The 18475-nt window shown below is 44.5% G+C and carries 13 protein-coding genes; 7 read left to right on the top strand and 6 right to left on the bottom strand.

The features are described 5' to 3' along the window. Window positions 1-68 precede the first annotated feature (68 nt). The 4 genes from K5620_RS03875 to K5620_RS03860 form a co-directional block, all read right to left on the bottom strand. Window positions 69-3002, bottom strand: a complete 2934-nt coding sequence (locus K5620_RS03875; protein WP_016403218.1) for a beta-galactosidase — start codon at window positions 3000-3002, stop codon at window positions 69-71. Between the two features lie 312 nt (window positions 3003-3314). Further along, entirely contained in the window at window positions 3315-4322 is a 1008-nt protein-coding gene (locus K5620_RS03870) for an Ldh family oxidoreductase (protein ID WP_016403219.1), read from the bottom strand. A gap of 14 nt (window positions 4323-4336) precedes the next feature. Continuing rightward, window positions 4337-5353, bottom strand: coding sequence for a zinc-binding alcohol dehydrogenase family protein (locus tag K5620_RS03865; RefSeq protein WP_016403220.1), 1017 nt, complete (start codon window positions 5351-5353; stop codon window positions 4337-4339). Between the two features lie 9 nt (window positions 5354-5362). Further along, on the bottom strand, window positions 5363-6835 hold the full coding sequence (locus tag K5620_RS03860) for a mannitol dehydrogenase family protein (RefSeq protein WP_016403221.1): 1473 nt from the start codon (window positions 6833-6835) through the stop codon (window positions 5363-5365). A 341-nt stretch (window positions 6836-7176) separates the two neighbouring features. Here K5620_RS03860 and K5620_RS03855 point away from each other — a divergent pair, with 341 nt between their 5' ends. The 4 genes from K5620_RS03855 (at window position 7177) to K5620_RS03840 (ending at window position 11739) form a co-directional block, all read left to right on the top strand. Further along, entirely contained in the window at window positions 7177-8106 is a 930-nt protein-coding gene (locus tag K5620_RS03855; RefSeq protein ID WP_016403222.1) for a sugar kinase, read from the top strand. Between the two features lie 28 nt (window positions 8107-8134). Next, entirely contained in the window at window positions 8135-8764 is a 630-nt protein-coding gene (locus K5620_RS03850; RefSeq protein ID WP_016403223.1) for a bifunctional 4-hydroxy-2-oxoglutarate aldolase/2-dehydro-3-deoxy-phosphogluconate aldolase, read from the top strand. Between the two features lie 10 nt (window positions 8765-8774). Then, entirely contained in the window at window positions 8775-9866 is a 1092-nt protein-coding gene (locus K5620_RS03845) for a mandelate racemase/muconate lactonizing enzyme family protein (protein ID WP_016403224.1), read from the top strand. A gap of 217 nt (window positions 9867-10083) precedes the next feature. Continuing rightward, a complete protein-coding gene (locus K5620_RS03840; protein ID WP_256471410.1) occupies window positions 10084-11739 on the top strand; it encodes a sugar porter family MFS transporter in 1656 nt (551 codons plus the stop codon). Between the two features lie 73 nt (window positions 11740-11812). Here the strand turns inward: K5620_RS03840 and K5620_RS03835 are convergent, their stop codons facing one another. Then, the gene (locus K5620_RS03835; protein WP_016403226.1) at window positions 11813-12592 is read right to left on the bottom strand and encodes an FCD domain-containing protein; all 780 of its coding nucleotides are present in this window, start codon (window positions 12590-12592) and stop codon (window positions 11813-11815) included. A 343-nt stretch (window positions 12593-12935) separates the two neighbouring features. On the opposite strand from K5620_RS03835, the gene aldA reads away from it, so the two are divergent. Both aldA and K5620_RS03825 read left to right on the top strand, forming a co-directional pair. Then, on the top strand, window positions 12936-14384 hold the full coding sequence (gene aldA, locus K5620_RS03830) for an aldehyde dehydrogenase (RefSeq protein WP_221077444.1): 1449 nt from the start codon (window positions 12936-12938) through the stop codon (window positions 14382-14384). A 239-nt stretch (window positions 14385-14623) separates the two neighbouring features. Continuing rightward, window positions 14624-15985 (top strand): RICIN domain-containing protein, encoded by a 1362-nt coding sequence (locus tag K5620_RS03825; RefSeq protein WP_016403943.1) that lies wholly within the window; start codon window positions 14624-14626, stop codon window positions 15983-15985. 91 nt (window positions 15986-16076) lie between these two features. Here K5620_RS03825 and K5620_RS03820 read toward each other — a convergent pair whose 3' ends face one another. Next, complete coding sequence (locus K5620_RS03820; protein WP_016403944.1) at window positions 16077-17066, bottom strand: LacI family DNA-binding transcriptional regulator; 990 nt, start codon at window positions 17064-17066, stop codon at window positions 16077-16079. A gap of 356 nt (window positions 17067-17422) precedes the next feature. Between K5620_RS03820 and K5620_RS03815 the strand changes: the two genes are divergently transcribed. Beyond that, entirely contained in the window at window positions 17423-18475 is a 1053-nt protein-coding gene (locus K5620_RS03815) for a sugar phosphate isomerase/epimerase family protein (protein WP_016403945.1), read from the top strand.

Raw genomic sequence — 18475 nt, 5'->3', positions numbered from 1 at the left:
ATGATTTTTATAGTGATTTAGATAAAACAAAAGACGAGCTAGGCTCGTCTTTTGGCTACAAACAGAGCCTACTTCACCAGCTCTGGGTAACGCTGTGGATACAGCTTACGGTTAACTTCTGCAGCTCCTGCTACCAGTTTTTCATAGGGCGAGTCAGCTACAGTGACAAAACCATTGTTGTAGTTTTCTCCGTCCCAAGCTCGACCAGTAGTTGGCGAATCTAGGTACTGGAACCAATGCGCACCAACAAAGTAAGGATTAGCAATAACACTATCCATATAGTGGGCATACTTCTCGGCACGCCCTTGCTGGGTATCGGCAGCCACTAGACCAGGGTGGAACATCCCGCTGTCGGTAGCACCAAAGTGGAACTCACCAATAATGCTTGGCATATCCAACTCAGCAAGGTGGCTCCAATCGCCCTTCGACATGTCGTTGCCGTAGAGGTTGTAACTCATTACATCTACATATTGGGCAGCACTATTTGCAGCTTCAGGAGTGATCCCCCACTCGGTAAAACGCGCACCTAGGTAAAGGTGGTTAGGTAATACCTGCTTCATCTGTTGCTGTACAATCGCAAAGTAACGATCAGAGTGGTCAGCCAAGAACATACTGTAATCGGCCTTAAGTGCGTCGTTCAAATCACCTTGATGCACATAGCCTTTAGCCAGTTCATCCCATGATTTAAGTTCGCTTCCCCATGCCTTGTTCAGCGCCTGGATATCTTGCGCATATTTCGCTTCTAACAAGCCAACAAATGCAGCTTTAGCAAAGCTATCTTTAGCGTCAGCACGCAAAGCAGCAATCGCTAAGGCATAGTGGTTAGCGTCAAACTCGGTGTTACCCCAGCTCATTTCGTTATCCACAAAGGTGCCTATACACCAAGGGTCTTGCTCTACTTCTGCGGCAACTTGCTTAGCCATTGTTTTCACAGACTCAACAAACTCTGGGTCGTATGGGTCGTGCATTGGGCCCCAGTAATCGTTACCGGTATTAATGCGTTGGTGGTCGCCCACAATCCAACCGTTTGCTACGTACGCAACTTTTTGATTACCGTAAAAACTTGGATCGGCCCAGTTACCTAACGAGGTAAAACCCCAATCCAACATACGAGCCAGCGTTACGTCACGCCATACCGCAATCGCTTCATCGCGAGAATCGGGCGCATATTTACGCTGCAAGTTAGCACTGTAAAAGCTATAAACCTCGCCATGCTCAAGCGGGCCGGTGTGAATCATGGTGGAATATTGATAGTTTTGCGCCAAGGCATCTTGATAGCTAGGTAACCAAGTAAACATGCTGTTACGTAACTGCGAAGCCACTGAACGAGCATCTTGATTATCTACATAGCTGTCTTGAGAAATCTGGCTAGGACGCAAGCTAAGATCTTCCGACAACACCAAATCGGTAAAGCCAACGCCGGTGGTGGTGTAGGTATCATCCATGCGAATGTTGTCTAAACCTGTGGCAAAATACAGGTAACCGCTTGGGTCAACTAAAGACCATTTCCCATCTACTTTCTCAGTTCTAAAGTAACCCGTCGCTTCTAGTTTAGGTCCATTTTTCCAACCACCATATGGCGTACGGTCGTCCATAGGTTTGGCCGAATCAATCAACTTAACATCAGCTTTTGCATGCGCCTGTAGCTCTTCAGCTGAGTGAATTTTTTCTGCCCAGTCTTCATTGGTAAACTGACCAAACTCATCCAGCAAACCTTCATAGCGGCTGGTATCGGCACTCAAATTAGGCACTAAACGAATGTTATCGATAACTAAACTCAGGTCTTTTTGCAGATCTTGCATATAGAGTTGGAAGCTAACAATATTGCTTAGATCTAGCTTCTGCTCACCCCAACCAAAGTTGATTGCTTGCGCTTGATAAGACTTCTTCGGTGGCTCGCCTCGCATTCCAGAATCAAGCGTTTTCGCTAGCTCTTCTAATGTGAAGTAGTAAGTACCCGCTTCGCCTGCTGGCAACTGAACATAACCAGTACGACTATGGATAACACCATTTGCGCTACCCCCTTGCTTCTCATTTACGTCATCGTCTACGCGAATAAATAGTTGTGCGCCGGCATCACCAATATTTTCAATATCAAGGGCTAAGGTAAAGTCACCATGTTCAGACCAGTTCCAAGGTTTATCTGCACTAAAAGTTACGCTGGGGTAAGACGCGTCTGCGGAGTAATCAATTTTAAGGCCTTTACCCTCATCACGCTTCACTGAGGTGATGGTTGTGCCATGAGTCTTGCTAACAATGCCTTTTGAGCCATCATCAAAATCAGACAACGCTAAAAGAGTTGGAATAGGTGCAGCAATAACTTCCGCTTCACGCGCTTCCGATTTCACAAAATCGCCGGTACGTTCAATAAAGTTAATGTCACGAATTACCACTTCTTGCGCAGCGATAGGCCCCACTGAATAGAATTGGATTTCGGCAATGCTTTTTAGGTTTAACTTAGCACCACCGCGGTAGCCGTCGATATTCATTTGCGTACCGTTAAACAAAAAGTCTACGGTGGTAGTTTTGCCCGCTGGCAAAATAATTGGTAAATCAACTTGGTTGTCGGCCGATCCCATAATGCCAATGTTATCGCTCACTTTCATTTCGATGCGAACGTCTTCACTGCCTGGATTTTCTAGGGCTACTTTTAAGCCGCCTTTGGTATTCCAATCCCAAGGGCCTGCCTTAGAGTGGATTTTTACGTTTGGCCATTTAGATTGCGCCTCGGCTTCAGAGATCGCATCAAAATTCATCTTTAAGCCATCTTTACTTTGCTCTGCGGTTTTCTTAAGCACCGAGAACTGACTATGACTATTGGTAATTTTTTCTAATACTGCTGGCTCGGTGAAATCAAGCGGCGTTGCCGCGCTGGTCATATCACCCGAAGTGGCTGCATTTTCACTAGACTGCTTAGTGTCATCTGCAATGACGTTTGATGTAGATACCCCAGCTAATACAACTGATACTAGGATTGCTAAGTTGCTCTTTTTAAACAACACAATATTTCCTCCCTTAAAAGGATAACCAAAACCAATATTTGGACAACCACTAAGCAATATTGGATAACCAGATTACAAAATTAGCACACCAATTCAAGTTCTAATGTGAGCCAAAGCGATATTTGGAAAACTCAATACCAATAAAAAAGTCATTAAAAACAATAAGTAATACCAATAAGAAAGGCACCGTAACTAAGGGCTAGTCACAGATAAAAAGAGGAGAAACCTAGGTGCCCGCGGAACCATTGCAGGAGAGCACCTAGGCTAGTAGCAACACAGAGCGACACCATATTGCTACCTTTTTTAAAACACTTAGCTCACTAGGTAGTCGTAAACACCTTGCGCAACAGGAATGCCATTAAGGTCGCACTCGGCACGATAAGCCACTTGAAGGTCATTTGGCGCAAGCACTTTATCAACACCCGGAACCGGTGGAACTTCGTGCAGTTCTTTCACCATTGCAGCCATCATCACTGCAAACATAGGGTTACCGAGTTTCTTAGGATCAATCACTATCACTAAGCTCGCCAACTTACGCATTTTTTCGTAGTCACCATACATTTTCACAATGTGGTTACCGAAATTAGCGCCCATCAAAATGCCCGTTAGCGCGTCAATCGCCAGCGCAATGCCTGAACCTTTATGCCCACCAAATGGCAGTAAGTTCGCCACTTTATGCGGATCGGTGGTTTCGTTACCCTCTGCATCAATAGCTAAACCTTTGCCAATAGACTTACCGGTTTCTTTGGCGTGCAGTAACTTGCCGTATGCGGTTGCACTTGTAGCCATGTCGATAATCATTGGCGTTGAGCCTTCAACCGGAAAACCAAAGGCAATTGGGTTGGTTCCCAAAAACTTAGCTGCGCCACCATGGGGTGCTACACAGGTATCGGTTTGAGTCATACCAATGGCAATCATACCCGCATTTGTGGCTTGCTCCATGAAGTATGAAAGCGCCCCACAATGCGAGGTATTCTTGACACTTACAAAACCTAAGCCGGTATCAGAAGCTAGGTTTATGCCGTGTTTGGTGGCAGCAATAAGCGCCGAGTGGCCCATGCCGTCATCAGAGTCTAATACCGCTACCGAAGGCGATACTTGCTCTACTGAAAATGTTGCTTTAGCGTTTAAGCCACCCTTGGCTAAACGCTCACAGTAATGTTCTACGCGCATAACTCCGTGTGAATGAACACCGGTAGCATCCGCATGTATTAATACTTCGGTTACTTCCTTGGCCGTGTTTTCATCAAGGCCAGCGGCGATAAGTTTGTTAAGCGCAAGTCCTTTTAACTCGGCTTCCTTTACGTGTACTGTTGTCATATTTACCTGCGCGACTAAAAATTAATAACGCCCTTAATAAGCGTTGCGTTGTTCACTACATCTTGTTGGTAAGAAAGACCAACTGTGTCAAAGTCATAATCACGGTTTTTCATGATGTTCTCGTCGATTTCGCCTTTGCTCATTAACTCAATCACGCGCTCAAAATCTTCACGAGTGGCGTTGCGACTGCTTAATAATGTGGTTTCTTTTTTGTGGAATGTTGGGTCATCTAGCACCAAGTCACCGATGTATAAACCGATGAATACAATCTTGCCGCCATGGCGAATTAGCTCAACACTGCGGCTCATAGAGCCTTTGTTCCCAGTGGCGTCTAATAAGGTACATGCCAAGTTGCCGCCAAAGGCTGCTTTTAGGTCATCCACATAATTTTCCGCAAGAGGATTTAAGGTTTTAATGCCCAAGGCTTTTTCTACATGTGCGCGGCGCTCATCACTTACGTCTGCAACTACCACTTCTGCGCCATTAGCTTTAGCAATAGCAGCTGCCGCTAAACCGATTGGGCCAGCACCAACTTGCAGCACTCGTTGGCCAGCTTTAACTTCGGCGCGACGCACCGCATGAGCACTAATAGCGAAACATTCGATTAATGCACCTTGGCTATCGCTAACGGTTTCTGGCAATTTAACCAGGTTGCTTTCAAGTACGCTTAGGTACTCTGTAAAGCCGCCATCTTGGTGTACGCCATATAAAGAAACATTCTCACAGCAGTTGGTTTTACCTTCTGCACAAGCTGAACATTCGCCACAAGGAATACACGGAATAACCGAGAAACGCTCGCCCACTTTAGCGGTGCTACAAGCACTGCCAGTGGCTTCAACTACACCACTAATTTCGTGGCCAAGTACCCGCGGGTAGCTAAAAAATGGCTGACGACCAGCAAAGGCATGAATGTCGGTGCCACAAATACCTACTGCTTTAACTTTCAGTAGTACTTCGTTTTCGGCATAAGACGGTTTCTCTCGCTCTACATACTCAATTGAGAATGGTTCGTTACAAACTAATGTTTTCATTGATATTTCCTAATTCGCTGCAATGGAGTCTACAACTGACTCAATGCCGTATTCTTCGATAGAGGCAAATGCTGATACCACCTGTTGGCTAAACTTGGCGTTATCTTTAGCAAGCGTTCCAAATATTTTGTTAATAGCTAACAAGGCTTTCGCTTGGTCTAGCGCTTCGCCGTTGCTTTCTACAATCTGTTTAAACTCGTCGGCTAATGGGTCAACAATTTGCTCACCCGCTTTTACAGCGCGAATAACTGAATGCATCCAACCTGCAATAAGAATTGGCAAACAAGTGACTTTTAAGCCGGCGTTTTGTAGGTGTAATAAGGGATCAACCGCGCGTTGTGGAAGCTTTTGAGAGCCGTCCATCGCGATCTGTGCAGTTTTGTGTTTTACGTTGGCGTTACTAAAACGCGCTATCAATAGATCGGCGTATTCCGGCAAATCAACGTTAAGGCTCGGGCTTAATGACTTAGCTTGCTCCTGAGTCATCAGTTTTAGTGTTGCCGCTTTAAATGCTGGATCTTGCATGCATTGGTATATGTACTCGTAACCTGCAAGCGCGCCGTTATATGCTAAGAACGAGTGACTACCATTTAACATGCGCAGTTTCATTTCTTCGTAAGGCAATACATCAGCAACAAACATTGCACCGGCTAAATCCCAATCTGGGCGACCAGCTACAAAGTTGTCTTCTACTACCCATTGACGGAAATCTTCACATACCACGCCACACGGGTCGGCATAACCAACTTCAGCTTCAATCGCGGCAAAGGCTTCGGCTGTCATAGCTGGACAAATTCGGTCAACCATAGTGCTAGGGAAGCTAACATTTTGCTCAATCCAGCTGGCCAGCTCTTTATCTAACTTACGAGCGTAAGACAACAAAGCATTCTTGGTTAGGTGACCATTTTCAGGAATGTTGTCACAAGACAATACGCTAATTGGCGCTAAGCCATTGTCACGACGAATTCGCAGCGCTTCGGTAATTAAACCTAAGGCCGATTGCGGTTGCTGCGGATTTGCTAAGTCATGTTTAATCAGTGCGTTTGCTTCATCAAGCTCACCCGATTGTGGGTCAACGCAGTAACCTTTTTCGGTAATGGTTAGCGACACTATCGCTACTTGTGGTTCGGCTATTTTAGCAATGGCCGTTGCAATACCACTTACAGGCGTATGAATAGCTTCGGTAACGGTACGAACTAAGCGAGAAGTCGTGGTGTCTTTAGATTTTTCAACAACACTAAACAAACAGTCTTGAGCAACTAAGTTGGCAACTAAGTCTTCGCTACCAAACATGTTAATTTCACAAATGCCCCATAACTCGCCAGATGCTTGGTTAGTTAAGTCGTTGTACACCGCTTGGTGGCCGCGATGAAACGCGCCAAAACCTATGTGAACAATCTTAGTGCTTAACTGTTCCCTGTCGTATGTTGTTGCTTCATTAAACCGATCTTTACACTGGCTTATTTGATTACTTGCTGCCATTCACTCACCCAATTGTTCAACCAATACGGCATTTATACCGACAAAGCGGTTAGATAGCCGTGACTATAATCACAAAATGGTAAACCAATGCAGCTAGAATGGCTAACAATAATACAGTAAATAGCAGTCCAATATTGTTTAAGATCAATAAAAATAATCAACAAAAAGACATAAAATACAATTAAAACAACAACTTAAAATACACCCATTAAGATTGAATTTAATTTATCCGTGTTGAGGCTCTAAAAACCATTTTGGTTGACCAAAATAAATTCATCCCATACCATCAACATCATTAAGGGATTAACCCTTCTTATTAATTCAATCAAATAGGACAGGTCATGTTTAGCGAGATATTAAGTTTTGGCGAACCCATGTATGAATTCAGCCAAATAAAGCAGTCTAAAGCCATGGAGCCAGATTTTTTAAGCGGCTTTGGTGGCGATGTTTCTAACTTCGCCATTGCAGCAGCACGTCAAGGCGCCAACGTAGGCATGATCACCCACTTAGGGGACGACGAATTTGGTGAGCAATTTAGAGCGCTGTGGAAACGTGAATCTGTAGCAAGTGATTTAGTAGTAAGTAACGCGAGTGCACACACGGGCGTCTATTTTATTACTCATAATGAAGAAGGGCATCACTTTTCATTCCTAAGAAAAGGCTCTGCAGCCAGCCTTATTAGTAAGCAGCAACTTCCTGTTGAAGCGATAGCCAATGCTAAACTGCTACATACTACTGCAATTACCCAAGCCATTAGTGACACCAGCTGTGACGCAGTTTTTGCCGCCATTGAGCTGGCGCGTAAAACCGATACCTTGGTCTCTTACGATACTAACCTACGCTTAAAACTGTGGTCGCTTAATCGTGCTAAAGCCATCATCAATGAAACCATTAGCCAGGTAGACATTTGCTTCCCTAGCATTGATGAAGCACAACTGCTTACCGGCCTTACACATGCCGATGAAATCATCGATCATTACTTACAGTTAGGCGCCAAAATTGTTGTGCTAAAACAGGGCTCTGAAGGCGCAACAGTAGCTAACCAACACGAGCGATTTAGCATCAAACCCCACAAGGTAAGCGCTGTAGACGCAACAGCCGCAGGTGACTCATTTGCTGGTTCATTCTGTACCCATTATGTACGCGGCGCAGAACTACAAGAATGCCTTAAATACGCTAATGCTACCGCTTCTATCACCATCACTGGCTATGGCGCTGTAGCGCCGCTACCTACTCTTGCTCAAGTAGAGCAACGTATCGGCCTTAGTTAATTTTACTTTTAATATTACGGACAAAAACATGGAAAATTTAAACTCTCTGCTGAAGCAATTTAAAGTAATTCCAGTAATTGCTATCGATAAAGCCAGCGACATCGTGCAACTAGGCGAACAGTTAAGTAAAAATGGTTTGCCAGTTGCCGAAATCACCTTCCGCTCAGACGCGGCAGCAGAGGCAATTCGCCTACTTCGCGAAGCACAGCCAGATATGCTAATTGGTGCAGGAACCATCTTAAACGAAGAACAAGTAATAGCTGCTAAAGAGGCCGGAGCTAGCTTTATTGTTTCTCCAGGTTTAAACCCAAATACCGTTAAAGCCTGTCAGAAGCACAACATTGCTATTATTCCTGGCGTTAATAATCCGTCAACGGTAGAGCAAGCATTAGAGCTAGGTTTAGATACAGTGAAGTTCTTCCCAGCAGAAGCCTCTGGCGGCATTGCCATGCTTAAGTCTTTACTTGGTCCATATACCAACATTCAAGTAATGCCTACTGGCGGCATCAATCAAAACAACATTGAAAAATACTTGGCATTACCCGGCGTTTTAGCCTGTGGTGGCACTTGGATGGTAGATAAATCACTTATTAATAAGGGCGAATGGGATACCATCGGTCAATTAGTGAAAGACATTGTGGCGCAACTTGCCGAGTAAGAGAACAAACATGAATACAGCAATTAAATCAGTTACAGCGCGTTTGTTTAAAATTCCTTTAGCGGAGATTTTATCGGACGCCAAACACGGCGATCACGACCACTTTGAGTTAGTGACCACCACCATTACTTTAGAAGATGGCAGTGAAGGTACCGGTTATACCTATACTGGCGGTAAAGGCGGCTATGCCATTAAAGCAATGGTTGAGCACGACTTAGCACCAGCTCTTATCGGTAAAGATGCCAGCCAAATCGACGAAATTTACGACTTTATGGAGTGGCATATTCACTATGTAGGCCGTGGTGGTATCGCTTCTTTTGCCATATCTTCGGTAGATATTGCCCTTTGGGATCTAAAAGGTAAGCGTTTAAATCAACCTTTATGGAAAATGACTGGTGCTAAAAACTCTAGCTGTAAAGCGTATTGCGGCGGTATCGATTTACAATTTACCACCGAAAAGCTATTGGCCAATATTCAAGGTTACTTAGATAAGGGCTACAACGCGGTTAAAATCAAAATTGGTCGCGCCGATGCCAATGAAGATATTGCTCGTATTAAAGCGGTGCGTGAGCTAATTGGTAAAGACGTTACCTTTATGATCGATGCCAACTACTCATTAAGTGTTGAGCAAGCCATTGCTTTATCTAAAGCCGTAGAGCAATACGATATTACCTGGTTTGAAGAGCCAACCATTCCAGATGACTACCTAGGTTACGGCAAGATTGCCGATGCCACTTCTATTCCTTTGGCTATGGGCGAAAACCTACATACCATTCACGAATTTGAATATGCCTTCGAGCGCGCCAAACTTTCTTTTGTGCAACCCGATGCTTCAAACTGTGGCGGTATTACTGGCTGGCTTAAAGCCGCCCGCTTAGCCGACCAACATGGCATTCCGGCATGTTCTCATGGCATGCAAGAATTACATGTGAGCTTAGTGTCTTCTCAGCCAAATTCTGGCTGGTTAGAAGTACATAGCTTCCCAATTGATGAATACACCAAGCGTCCATTGGTGGTTAAAGATCATCGTGCTGTAGCACCAGATACCCCAGGCGTGGGTGTCGAGTTTGACTGGGATAAGATTAAACCTTTCGAAGTGTAAATCGCCCCTTCTTTAAACACCGCCCTAGCGCGGTGTTTTTTTATGCTTGTTTTATCGCTCCCCCCGCTTCAGCGTTTACTCCTTTCTGATCTGTTCCGCTCCCTTCCCCTTCTAACAACAAAAAAATCAATAAAACACCACAATTGATAACCAATACACACAAAAGATCAACCAATGTCGATCTTGATCGACAAATTGGCTAACCAAACATGCTTAAATAACTTCCGAAAATAACCTTCTAAGAGGAACAAAGATGGACATAAAAACATGGAATGCTTACAAGTATGCGTTAATTGTGGCTATTGGCGGCTTTGTATTTGGCTTAGATGCCGCCATTATTTCCGGCACAGTGCGCTTTATCGCGTCGGAGTTTTCCCTCACTGATTTGCAAATTGGCACTGTAGTAGGCGCGCCAAGTTTAGGTGCAATTTTGGCCTTGCTAGTCGCCGGCAAAACTGCCGACGCCCTGGGCCGTAAAAAAACCCTCATAATTATTGCTGGTCTTTACGTTGTCTCAGCCTTGCTGTCAGCTTTAGCAACTAGCTTTATGATGTTAACCATGGCGCGCTTTATTGGCGGATTAGCCTTTAGCTCGCTTTCTTTAGCCTCTATGTACATTGGTGAAATAGCCCCCGCTAAACAGCGTGGCAAACTCGTCTCGGCGAACCAATTTAACATTGTGATTGGTTTATTAGCGGCTTACTTCATTAACTACTATTTAGTGCTACATGTTAGCGAGAATTCCTTATTGTTTGCCCCCGATACCGTATGGCGAACCATGTTAGCTTCGGAGCTTATTCCAGCGGTGCTTTGGGTAATCTTACTTTGCCGCGTGCCAGAATCTCCTCGCTGGTTAATGATGAAAAACAAACAGGAACAAGCTAAAGAAGTACTGCTAAAACTATTGCCAGAGCAACGCGCCGAAGAAGTACAGGCTGAGATTGAGCAGAACCTAAAAGAACATCAGGACACCAGTAGCATTACCGAACAACTTAAGCTGTTGTTCTCGTCGCCAATGAAAACTATTTTTGCTATTGGCTTTATCATGGCGGTTGTTCAAGGCATTACCGGTATGAACGCAATTTTGTTTTATGCTCCCACTGTGTTCGAACAAATTGGTTTTGGCTTAAATGCCTCGTTCCAACAAGCTATCTACATTGGCATAACGAGTGTGGTATTCACAGTATTAGCTGTTTTCTTCATTGATAAAGTTGGCCGAAAGCCACTGCTTATCTTTGGGCTATTAGCGGTTGTACTAAGCCACGCAACTTGTTGGTACGGCTTTAGCAACGCCAGCTACAGTATTAATCAACAAACCATCGATAAACTTGAAGAGGTAATCGATACTACTCCACTTAAAGCGCAGCTAAATAGCCAATATGCTGATGATGTTAGCTTTAAGGAAATGCTAGCAACTAACTATGATGCCGACACGCTGCGACTAAGCGAAGGGCATATTATTGAAGCCGCTATTTCAGTGAACCCAATTGTTATTTTAGTGGGCATTTTGGCCTTTATCGCGGCTTTCCACATTTCTATTGGGCCAATTATGTGGGTACTGTTTTCGGAGATTTTCCCTAACTCGGTACGAAGTGTTGCGATCCCATTGTTTGCATTGGTCACCAGTGTTGCCAGTTACTTAATCCAGCAGTTTTTCCCTTGGCAATTAGCTAACCTAGGTGCAGCAAATACCTTCTTAATGTACTCAGTGTTTGGCTTAATTGGCCTATTGCTGCTGTGGCCACTGCTGCCAGAGACTAAGAATAAGACCATTGAGGAAATTGAAGATACGTTAGTAAATAAGCGCAACCAGCCAACCACCAGCGCAGAAGTATCAGATAACCCGGTAGGCAGTAACGCACCTAGTGCATAACGTTTAGCTGTTAAAGCCAAATAAAAAAGCCGCTAAATGTTCATTTAGCGGCTTTTTCTTATAACAATTGTAATTAATGGCTTTCGGTAAAGTTGCTATCAAATTCCATTGCGAAGAAGTAATCGTCTAAATCAGTATCGCTATTGTCAGAGCTAGCTATCTTAAGTAACTCTTGCTTACTGTTCTCGATATGTTGCCACACTGCCTGCTTAGCATCTTCTGGAGAGCGTTTTTGCAAGGCTAACAAAATGCGCTTGTGGTCATTAATCCACATCGACTGCAAACGTTCTTCGTGTAAAAACTGATGATTAAGCTCATTCCACAGCGGGTTGGTGGTACGTACCGTGCTCCACATGTCAACCGCTTGGTTAATCAGCACTCGGTTTTGAGTCGACTCAGCAATTAAGCTATGGAATTGCTGATCCAGTGCTTCAAACTTCTCGCTGTCGCCATTTATCTCACTCTCTTGCAGTTGCAGTACCTTTTTAAGTTCACGTAGCTCGTTAAACTTAATTTGAGTGGCGGCAAATCCGGCAATGCTGCTTTCGATGATCTGGCGCGCCTGGAGCAACTCAAAAGGTCCTACATCACTTTTTGGCAATATAGTACGCTTGTTAACTTTTTCAGGAGAATCAATGAAGTAAATACCAGCACCTTGGCGAACCACAACCAAGCCTTTCAACTCAAGCATAATTACAGCTTCTCGGATAGTTGCGCGGCTGGTTTCAAATCGTTCACTTAGCTCTCGCTCTGATGGCAGTCGTTCACCCGCTTTAAACACGCCTGAAAACAACAATTCCTCGATTTGCACGCCAATATCATAGTAGCGACGCTTGGTATCCATCTTAGCCATAATGTCATTTAACCTTTGGGGAAATATAGAAACTATCTAACTTTTGGTAAATCAATTCAAGTAAGTTCTAGACCGAAGCCTGAATAGTAACGCCTTTTAGCGCGTATCGGTAGTCAACCACAACTACCGATGTCTCATTTTGATCTAAATTGTACGACTAATAATAAATCACGCCTTAAATACATGAAATTTAGAAAATATTCATTTACCAAATGAATTTCTACAAAATTGACAGAATAACTTGTGAACCTCATCACTTTAAAGGTTAACCTTTATGGCGTAGAATGCAGAAATTGGTTTACCAAATTAGTTTTATCTCCACTGGGAATCTAAAGGAAGTTAGATGAGCATAGTTACTCACAAAATGTTTATCAATGGTGAATGGTTAGAATCAGCTACCGGCAACACCATTGAAGTTGTAAATCCAAGTAACGAACAGTTGGTTGGCTATGCTCCGCAAGCGAGCCGTGAAGAAGCAGCTAATGCTTTACGCTCATCAGAAGCGGCTCAAAAAGACTGGGCTAAATTACCGGCACAAAAACGTGCAGAACTAGTAGCAGCACTAGCAGACGAACTAGAAGCAGACGCTGAGCGTTACGCTGAAATGATTACCCAAGAACAAGGCAAACTGCTAAGTGATGCACGTGGCGAAGTAGCCGGTTCTGTTGGATTTTTGCGTTACGCTGCTGAATCAGCTCGCCGCATCGAGGGCGAGATAGTAACCAGCGAAAATCAAGATGAGCAGATTTGGATCCAACGTGTGCCTTTTGGCGTAACCGTGGGCCTGCTAGCTTGGAACTACCCGCTAGCACTAGCGGCACGCAAACTAGGTAACGCCTTAGTCACCGGCAATACCATGGTAGTAATGCCACCAGCAGACACTCCGCTCACGGTATTAGAGTTCTCAAAACTAATCGCTAAAGTAGGTTTCCCTAAAGGCGTCGTAAATATTGTTTCAGGTTTAGGTGGTGAGGTAGGCGACGAGCTAGTGCGCAACCCTATTACTAAGCTTGTGACTCTAACCGGCAGCTCGGAAGTGGGTTCTATTTTATACCGCTCTGCATCAGAGAACATCACAGCACTAAACCTAGAGCTTGGCGGCAAAGCGCCGTTTATTGTGTTAGACGACGCCAACATCGACGAGGTGGTTGAGATCGCGGTTAACTCAGGCTTTGGCAACTGCGGCCAAATTTGTACGTCTAACGAGCGCATGTATATCCATAAAGCGATTTACGCAGAGTTTATGGATAAGTTCATCGCTAAAGTGAAGCAACTTAAGATAGGCGACCCAATGTTAGCAAGCACTAATGTTGGCCCTAAAGTAAATGCTCGTGAAGTAGAAAAACTGGTTGAGATGATCAGCAAAGCCAAGGCCGAAGGTGCAACCATCGCTTGTGGTGGTGGTAAACCAAGTGGCGAAGAGTTTGCCAATGGTTACTGGTTTGAACCTACCGTGGTTACCGATGTAAACAACCAAATGGACATCATGAAACAAGAAGTGTTTGGCCCAGTTGTGGCAGCAATGCCAATTGATAGCCTGGAGCAAGCATTACAGTATGCCAACGACATCGACTTAGGTTTGTCTGGCTACGTATATACCAACGACATGCGCAAAATAATGCAAGTTGTTAACGAATTAGAGGTCGGCGAAATCTATGTTAATCGCCCTAATGGTGAGCTATTAAATGGCTTCCATACAGGCTTTAAACGCAGTGGTATCGGCGGCGAAGATGGGAAATACGGCTTGGAGGGATACTTGCAGAAGAAAACCATTTACCTGAACTACCAGTAATCTTTTTTAATTCCTTTTGACAATTGTTAGCACTTTGCCTTGGTAGTCATACCAAGGCCTTTTTTTATCTGCCCTTCCGAGATCTTGCGCACCAAAACCGCACTTCAGCAAAACAAAAACAATAACTTGATCACACACCTTACAACAGGTTAACAACTAACATAAATTGATCGACCAGATCGCATAAATAGGTTAATAACTGTGCGATATTTGTTATCACACTAAACAGGGAGATAACAATGAAAGGATTCACTAAGCACCCACTACTATTAGCCTGCGGTTTAGGTTTATCACTCAGTACTTATGCAGCGGACTGGGATAATATCCCAATTCCAGCAGAGCTAGACCCAGGACAAAGCTGGGAGTTACAAGAAAGCTATTCAGACTCTTTTAACTATTCGGGTAAGCCAAGCTCTTTTACCAGCAAATGGAAAGACGCTTACTTTCATAACTGGACAGGCCCTGGCCTCACCTACTGGTCAAGCGATGAATCGTGGGTTGGTGATGGTAACTTAATTATTAGCGCATCTCGTCGCCAAGGTACTAACCAAGTTAATGCTGGGGTAGTCACCTCTAAAACCAAAGTGAAATACCCAATTTTCTTAGAAGCCAACATTAAGGTAAGCAATTTAGAGCTTTCTTCCAACTTTTGGTTACTAAGTGAAAACGACCAGCGCGAGATTGATGTTCTGGAAGTGTATGGCGGTGCGCGCCAAGACTGGTTTGCCAAAAACATGTCAACCAACTTCCACGTATTCTTCCGTAACAACGATAACTCAATTAGCAGTGACTTTAACGATCAAACACACAATACCCCTACTTGGGGCAATTACTGGCGTGAAGGCTTCCACCGTTTTGGCGTTTACTGGAAAAGCCCCACTGAGGTGACCTTCTACATTAATGGCCAAAAAACCACTAAAGGCGCTTGGAGCCAAGTGGTAATGAAAGATAAAGATTATACTGGTGCCATACTAGATAAAAGCCGTTACAACATGGATCAAGAAATGTTCATTATTCTTGATACCGAGGACCATTCTTGGCGCTCTGAAGCAGGCCATATTGCCACCGATGCAGACCTAGCAGATGGCGATAAAAACAAAATGTACGTAGATTGGATTAGGGTTTACAAACCTACTGGTGGCAGCACTACTCCGCCAACAGGCGGCATTACTCCACCTAGCGGTTATACCAACCTTCAAGTGGCCCACTCTAACTTATGCCTAGATGTGAAAAGCGGCGCATTATGGAACGGTAGCACCTATCAACAGTGGTCATGCAACACCGGTAACAATAACCAGCGTTTCCAATTTACTGCTTTAGGTAATAACGAATACAGCATTAGCGCAAAAGTAAGCCAACTATGTATGGAGCTAGCATCTGGCAGCTCTGCAGACGGCGCTAAAGTTCAACAATGGGTTTGTAACCACGCCAATACAAGCCAAGTATGGAGTCTTGTAGATAAAGGCAGCAATACCTTTGAAATCCGCAATAAACAAAGCGGCAAGTGTTTAGAAATAGCCAATAATTCGGGCGCTAATGGCGCAGATCTTAGACAATGGTCATGTGATGGAGGTACCAACCAACGTTTTAAATTCCAGTAGTATTTTTTAGCAATTCCTTCCTTTGGCCAGTGGTGATAATACCACTGGCTTTTTTTCATTCCCGATAGCAATGCTTAGACAAACGACATTGTTACTTACTTGGCGAACAGCAACTAGAGCGAACCAATAGCTGAGTTGGCACAATGGTATCTTGGCTGGCTTTGCTGCCCTGCAGAATCTTCATTAGCGTGTTGGCTGCTGTCTTACCAATATCTTCTTGTGGCTGACGAATGGTGGTGAGCTCTGGGTTGGTATATTCGGCAAATAACAGGTCATCAAAGCCCACTATTGATAACTGTTGCGGCACCTTAATACCCAGTTGCGTTGCCGCTTTCATTGCCCCTAGAGCCATCATGTCGTTAAAGCAAAATAACGCAGTCATTGAGTAGTGTTCGTGTAGACGCATGAACGCGCTATACCCCGACTGAAAACTAAAATCACCGTCTTCAAAAGCAGCTTCGTCAACGGCAATATTTAGCTGCTGCAGACTGTCTTGATAACCGGCTTTACGATCCACACAAATTGGGTTTTCCATAGGGCCGGTAATACAGCCAATTTGGCTATGCCCAATATCTAATAAATAATCTACAGCTCGCTTAGCCGAGCCGCGATTATCAATACGCACCGTGGGAATAGGAAAACCAGGAAAGTACTCACACGCCATCACCATTGGAATTTCGGTACCTTGGCGGATCTCCATAGGCAGCTCAGCGGTAAGCGAAATAATGCCGTCGGCTTGCTTGCTGCGTACCAAGTCCATATACACTTTTGCTTGCTCAACCGTATGAATTGAGTCCCCAAGCAACACCTTGTAGCCATTTTGCAAGGCAACCTGCTGGATCCCACGCACAATGCTGGCGAAAAACATATTGGCAATATCAGGCACAATAATCACGATGGTTTTCGATTCGCTACGCCTTAAATTTCGTGCAATCACATTGGGAGAGAATCCCGACTCGGCTACCGCTAACTCGACCTTCAAACGGGTTTTCTCGGATACTTTTTCTGGGCTCATCATCGCCCGAGATACCGTTGCGGTAGATACGCCTGCCAATTTGGCCACATCTTTTATGGTAGGCATTTACTGTCCTTAGATTGGTAATAAGCAAGGCTAACGTTAGTGAAAGCTTAGCCCAAATGTAACGGATTACATCAATTATCATAAAGTACTTTATTTTAAATCACTTAAGAACTCAATCAGCAATTTGTACAAAAAATAAACTTTTAAACTGATCACATTTTCGCAACATACGCTAGATAAACACTATTTTATTGTATAAGTTTTATTCAACTACTAAATAAATGCCATGCAGTGCGGCTTTATACGCCTCCAGCTTTGAACAGCGCATGGTTTTTTTATGAGACCAAATGTAATCGATTACATTTGATCTCAACAAAATACGACATTTGGTTTGAACTTCGATAAAAGGATTGCCGATGAAAACCCTACAAGGACCCGCGCTGTTCCTCGCCCAGTTTGCTAGTGACGAAGCGCCCTTTAACTCACTAAGTTCAATTGCCGCTTGGGCAGCTAGTGTGGGTTACAAAGGGGTGCAAATGCCCAGCTGGGATAAACGTTTGTTTGATTTGGAGCGCGCCGCAGAAGACCTAAGCTATTGCCAAGAGGTATTAAGCCTACTTGCCGACAACGGCCTCACTCTCACCGAGCTGTCGACGCACCTGCAAGGCCAACTTGTTGCAGTACACCCAGCCTACGATGAAATGTTTGACGGCTTTGCTCCTGAATCCGTAAGGGCTAACCCAAGCGCCCGTCAAGAATGGGCGGTAAACCAAATGATGTTGGCGGCAAGGGCTTCTAAAAACCTAGGTTTAAGTGCTCATGCTACCTTCTCTGGCGCGCTGCTGTGGCCATATATGTATCCATGGCCACAACGTCCTCAAGGCTTAGTTGAAACTGGCTTTGAGGAATTAGCTAAGCGTTGGTTACCGATCCTAGACGCCTTTGACGCGGCTGGCGTAGATGTATGTTACGAAATTCACCCAGGAGAAGATTTACATGACGGCGTTAGCTTCGAAATGTTCTTGGATGCAGTTAACCAGCATCCGCGTTGCAATATCTTGTATGACCCTAGCCATTTTGTGCTGCAGCAGCTGGATTATCTAGACTTTATCGACCGCTATCACCCTCGCATCAAAATGTTCCACGTAAAAGACGCGGAATTTAACCCCACTGGTCAACAAGGCGTATATGGCGGCTACCAAAGTTGGACTGAACGTGCGGGTCGATTCCGCTCTTTAGGCGACGGCCAAGTAGATTTTGTAGGGATTTTTTCCAAACTCGCCCAATACAACTTTAGTGGCTGGGCGGTGGTTGAGTGGGAATGTTGCCTTAAACACCCTGAAGCTGGCGCGCTGGAAGGTGCAGCCTTTGTACAGCAACACATCATTGAAGTAACCGATAAAGCCTTTGATGATTTTGCCGACAGCGCCATCGACCAAGCAGCAAATCTGCGAATTCTGGGTTTATAG

This window comes from Agarivorans albus, assembly GCF_019670105.1.
In the GTDB taxonomy this organism is placed as follows: Bacteria; Pseudomonadota; Gammaproteobacteria; order Enterobacterales; family Celerinatantimonadaceae; genus Agarivorans; species Agarivorans albus.
Note: the sequence above shows the minus strand (reverse complement) of the source record. Positions and strands in the feature narration are given on the sequence as shown.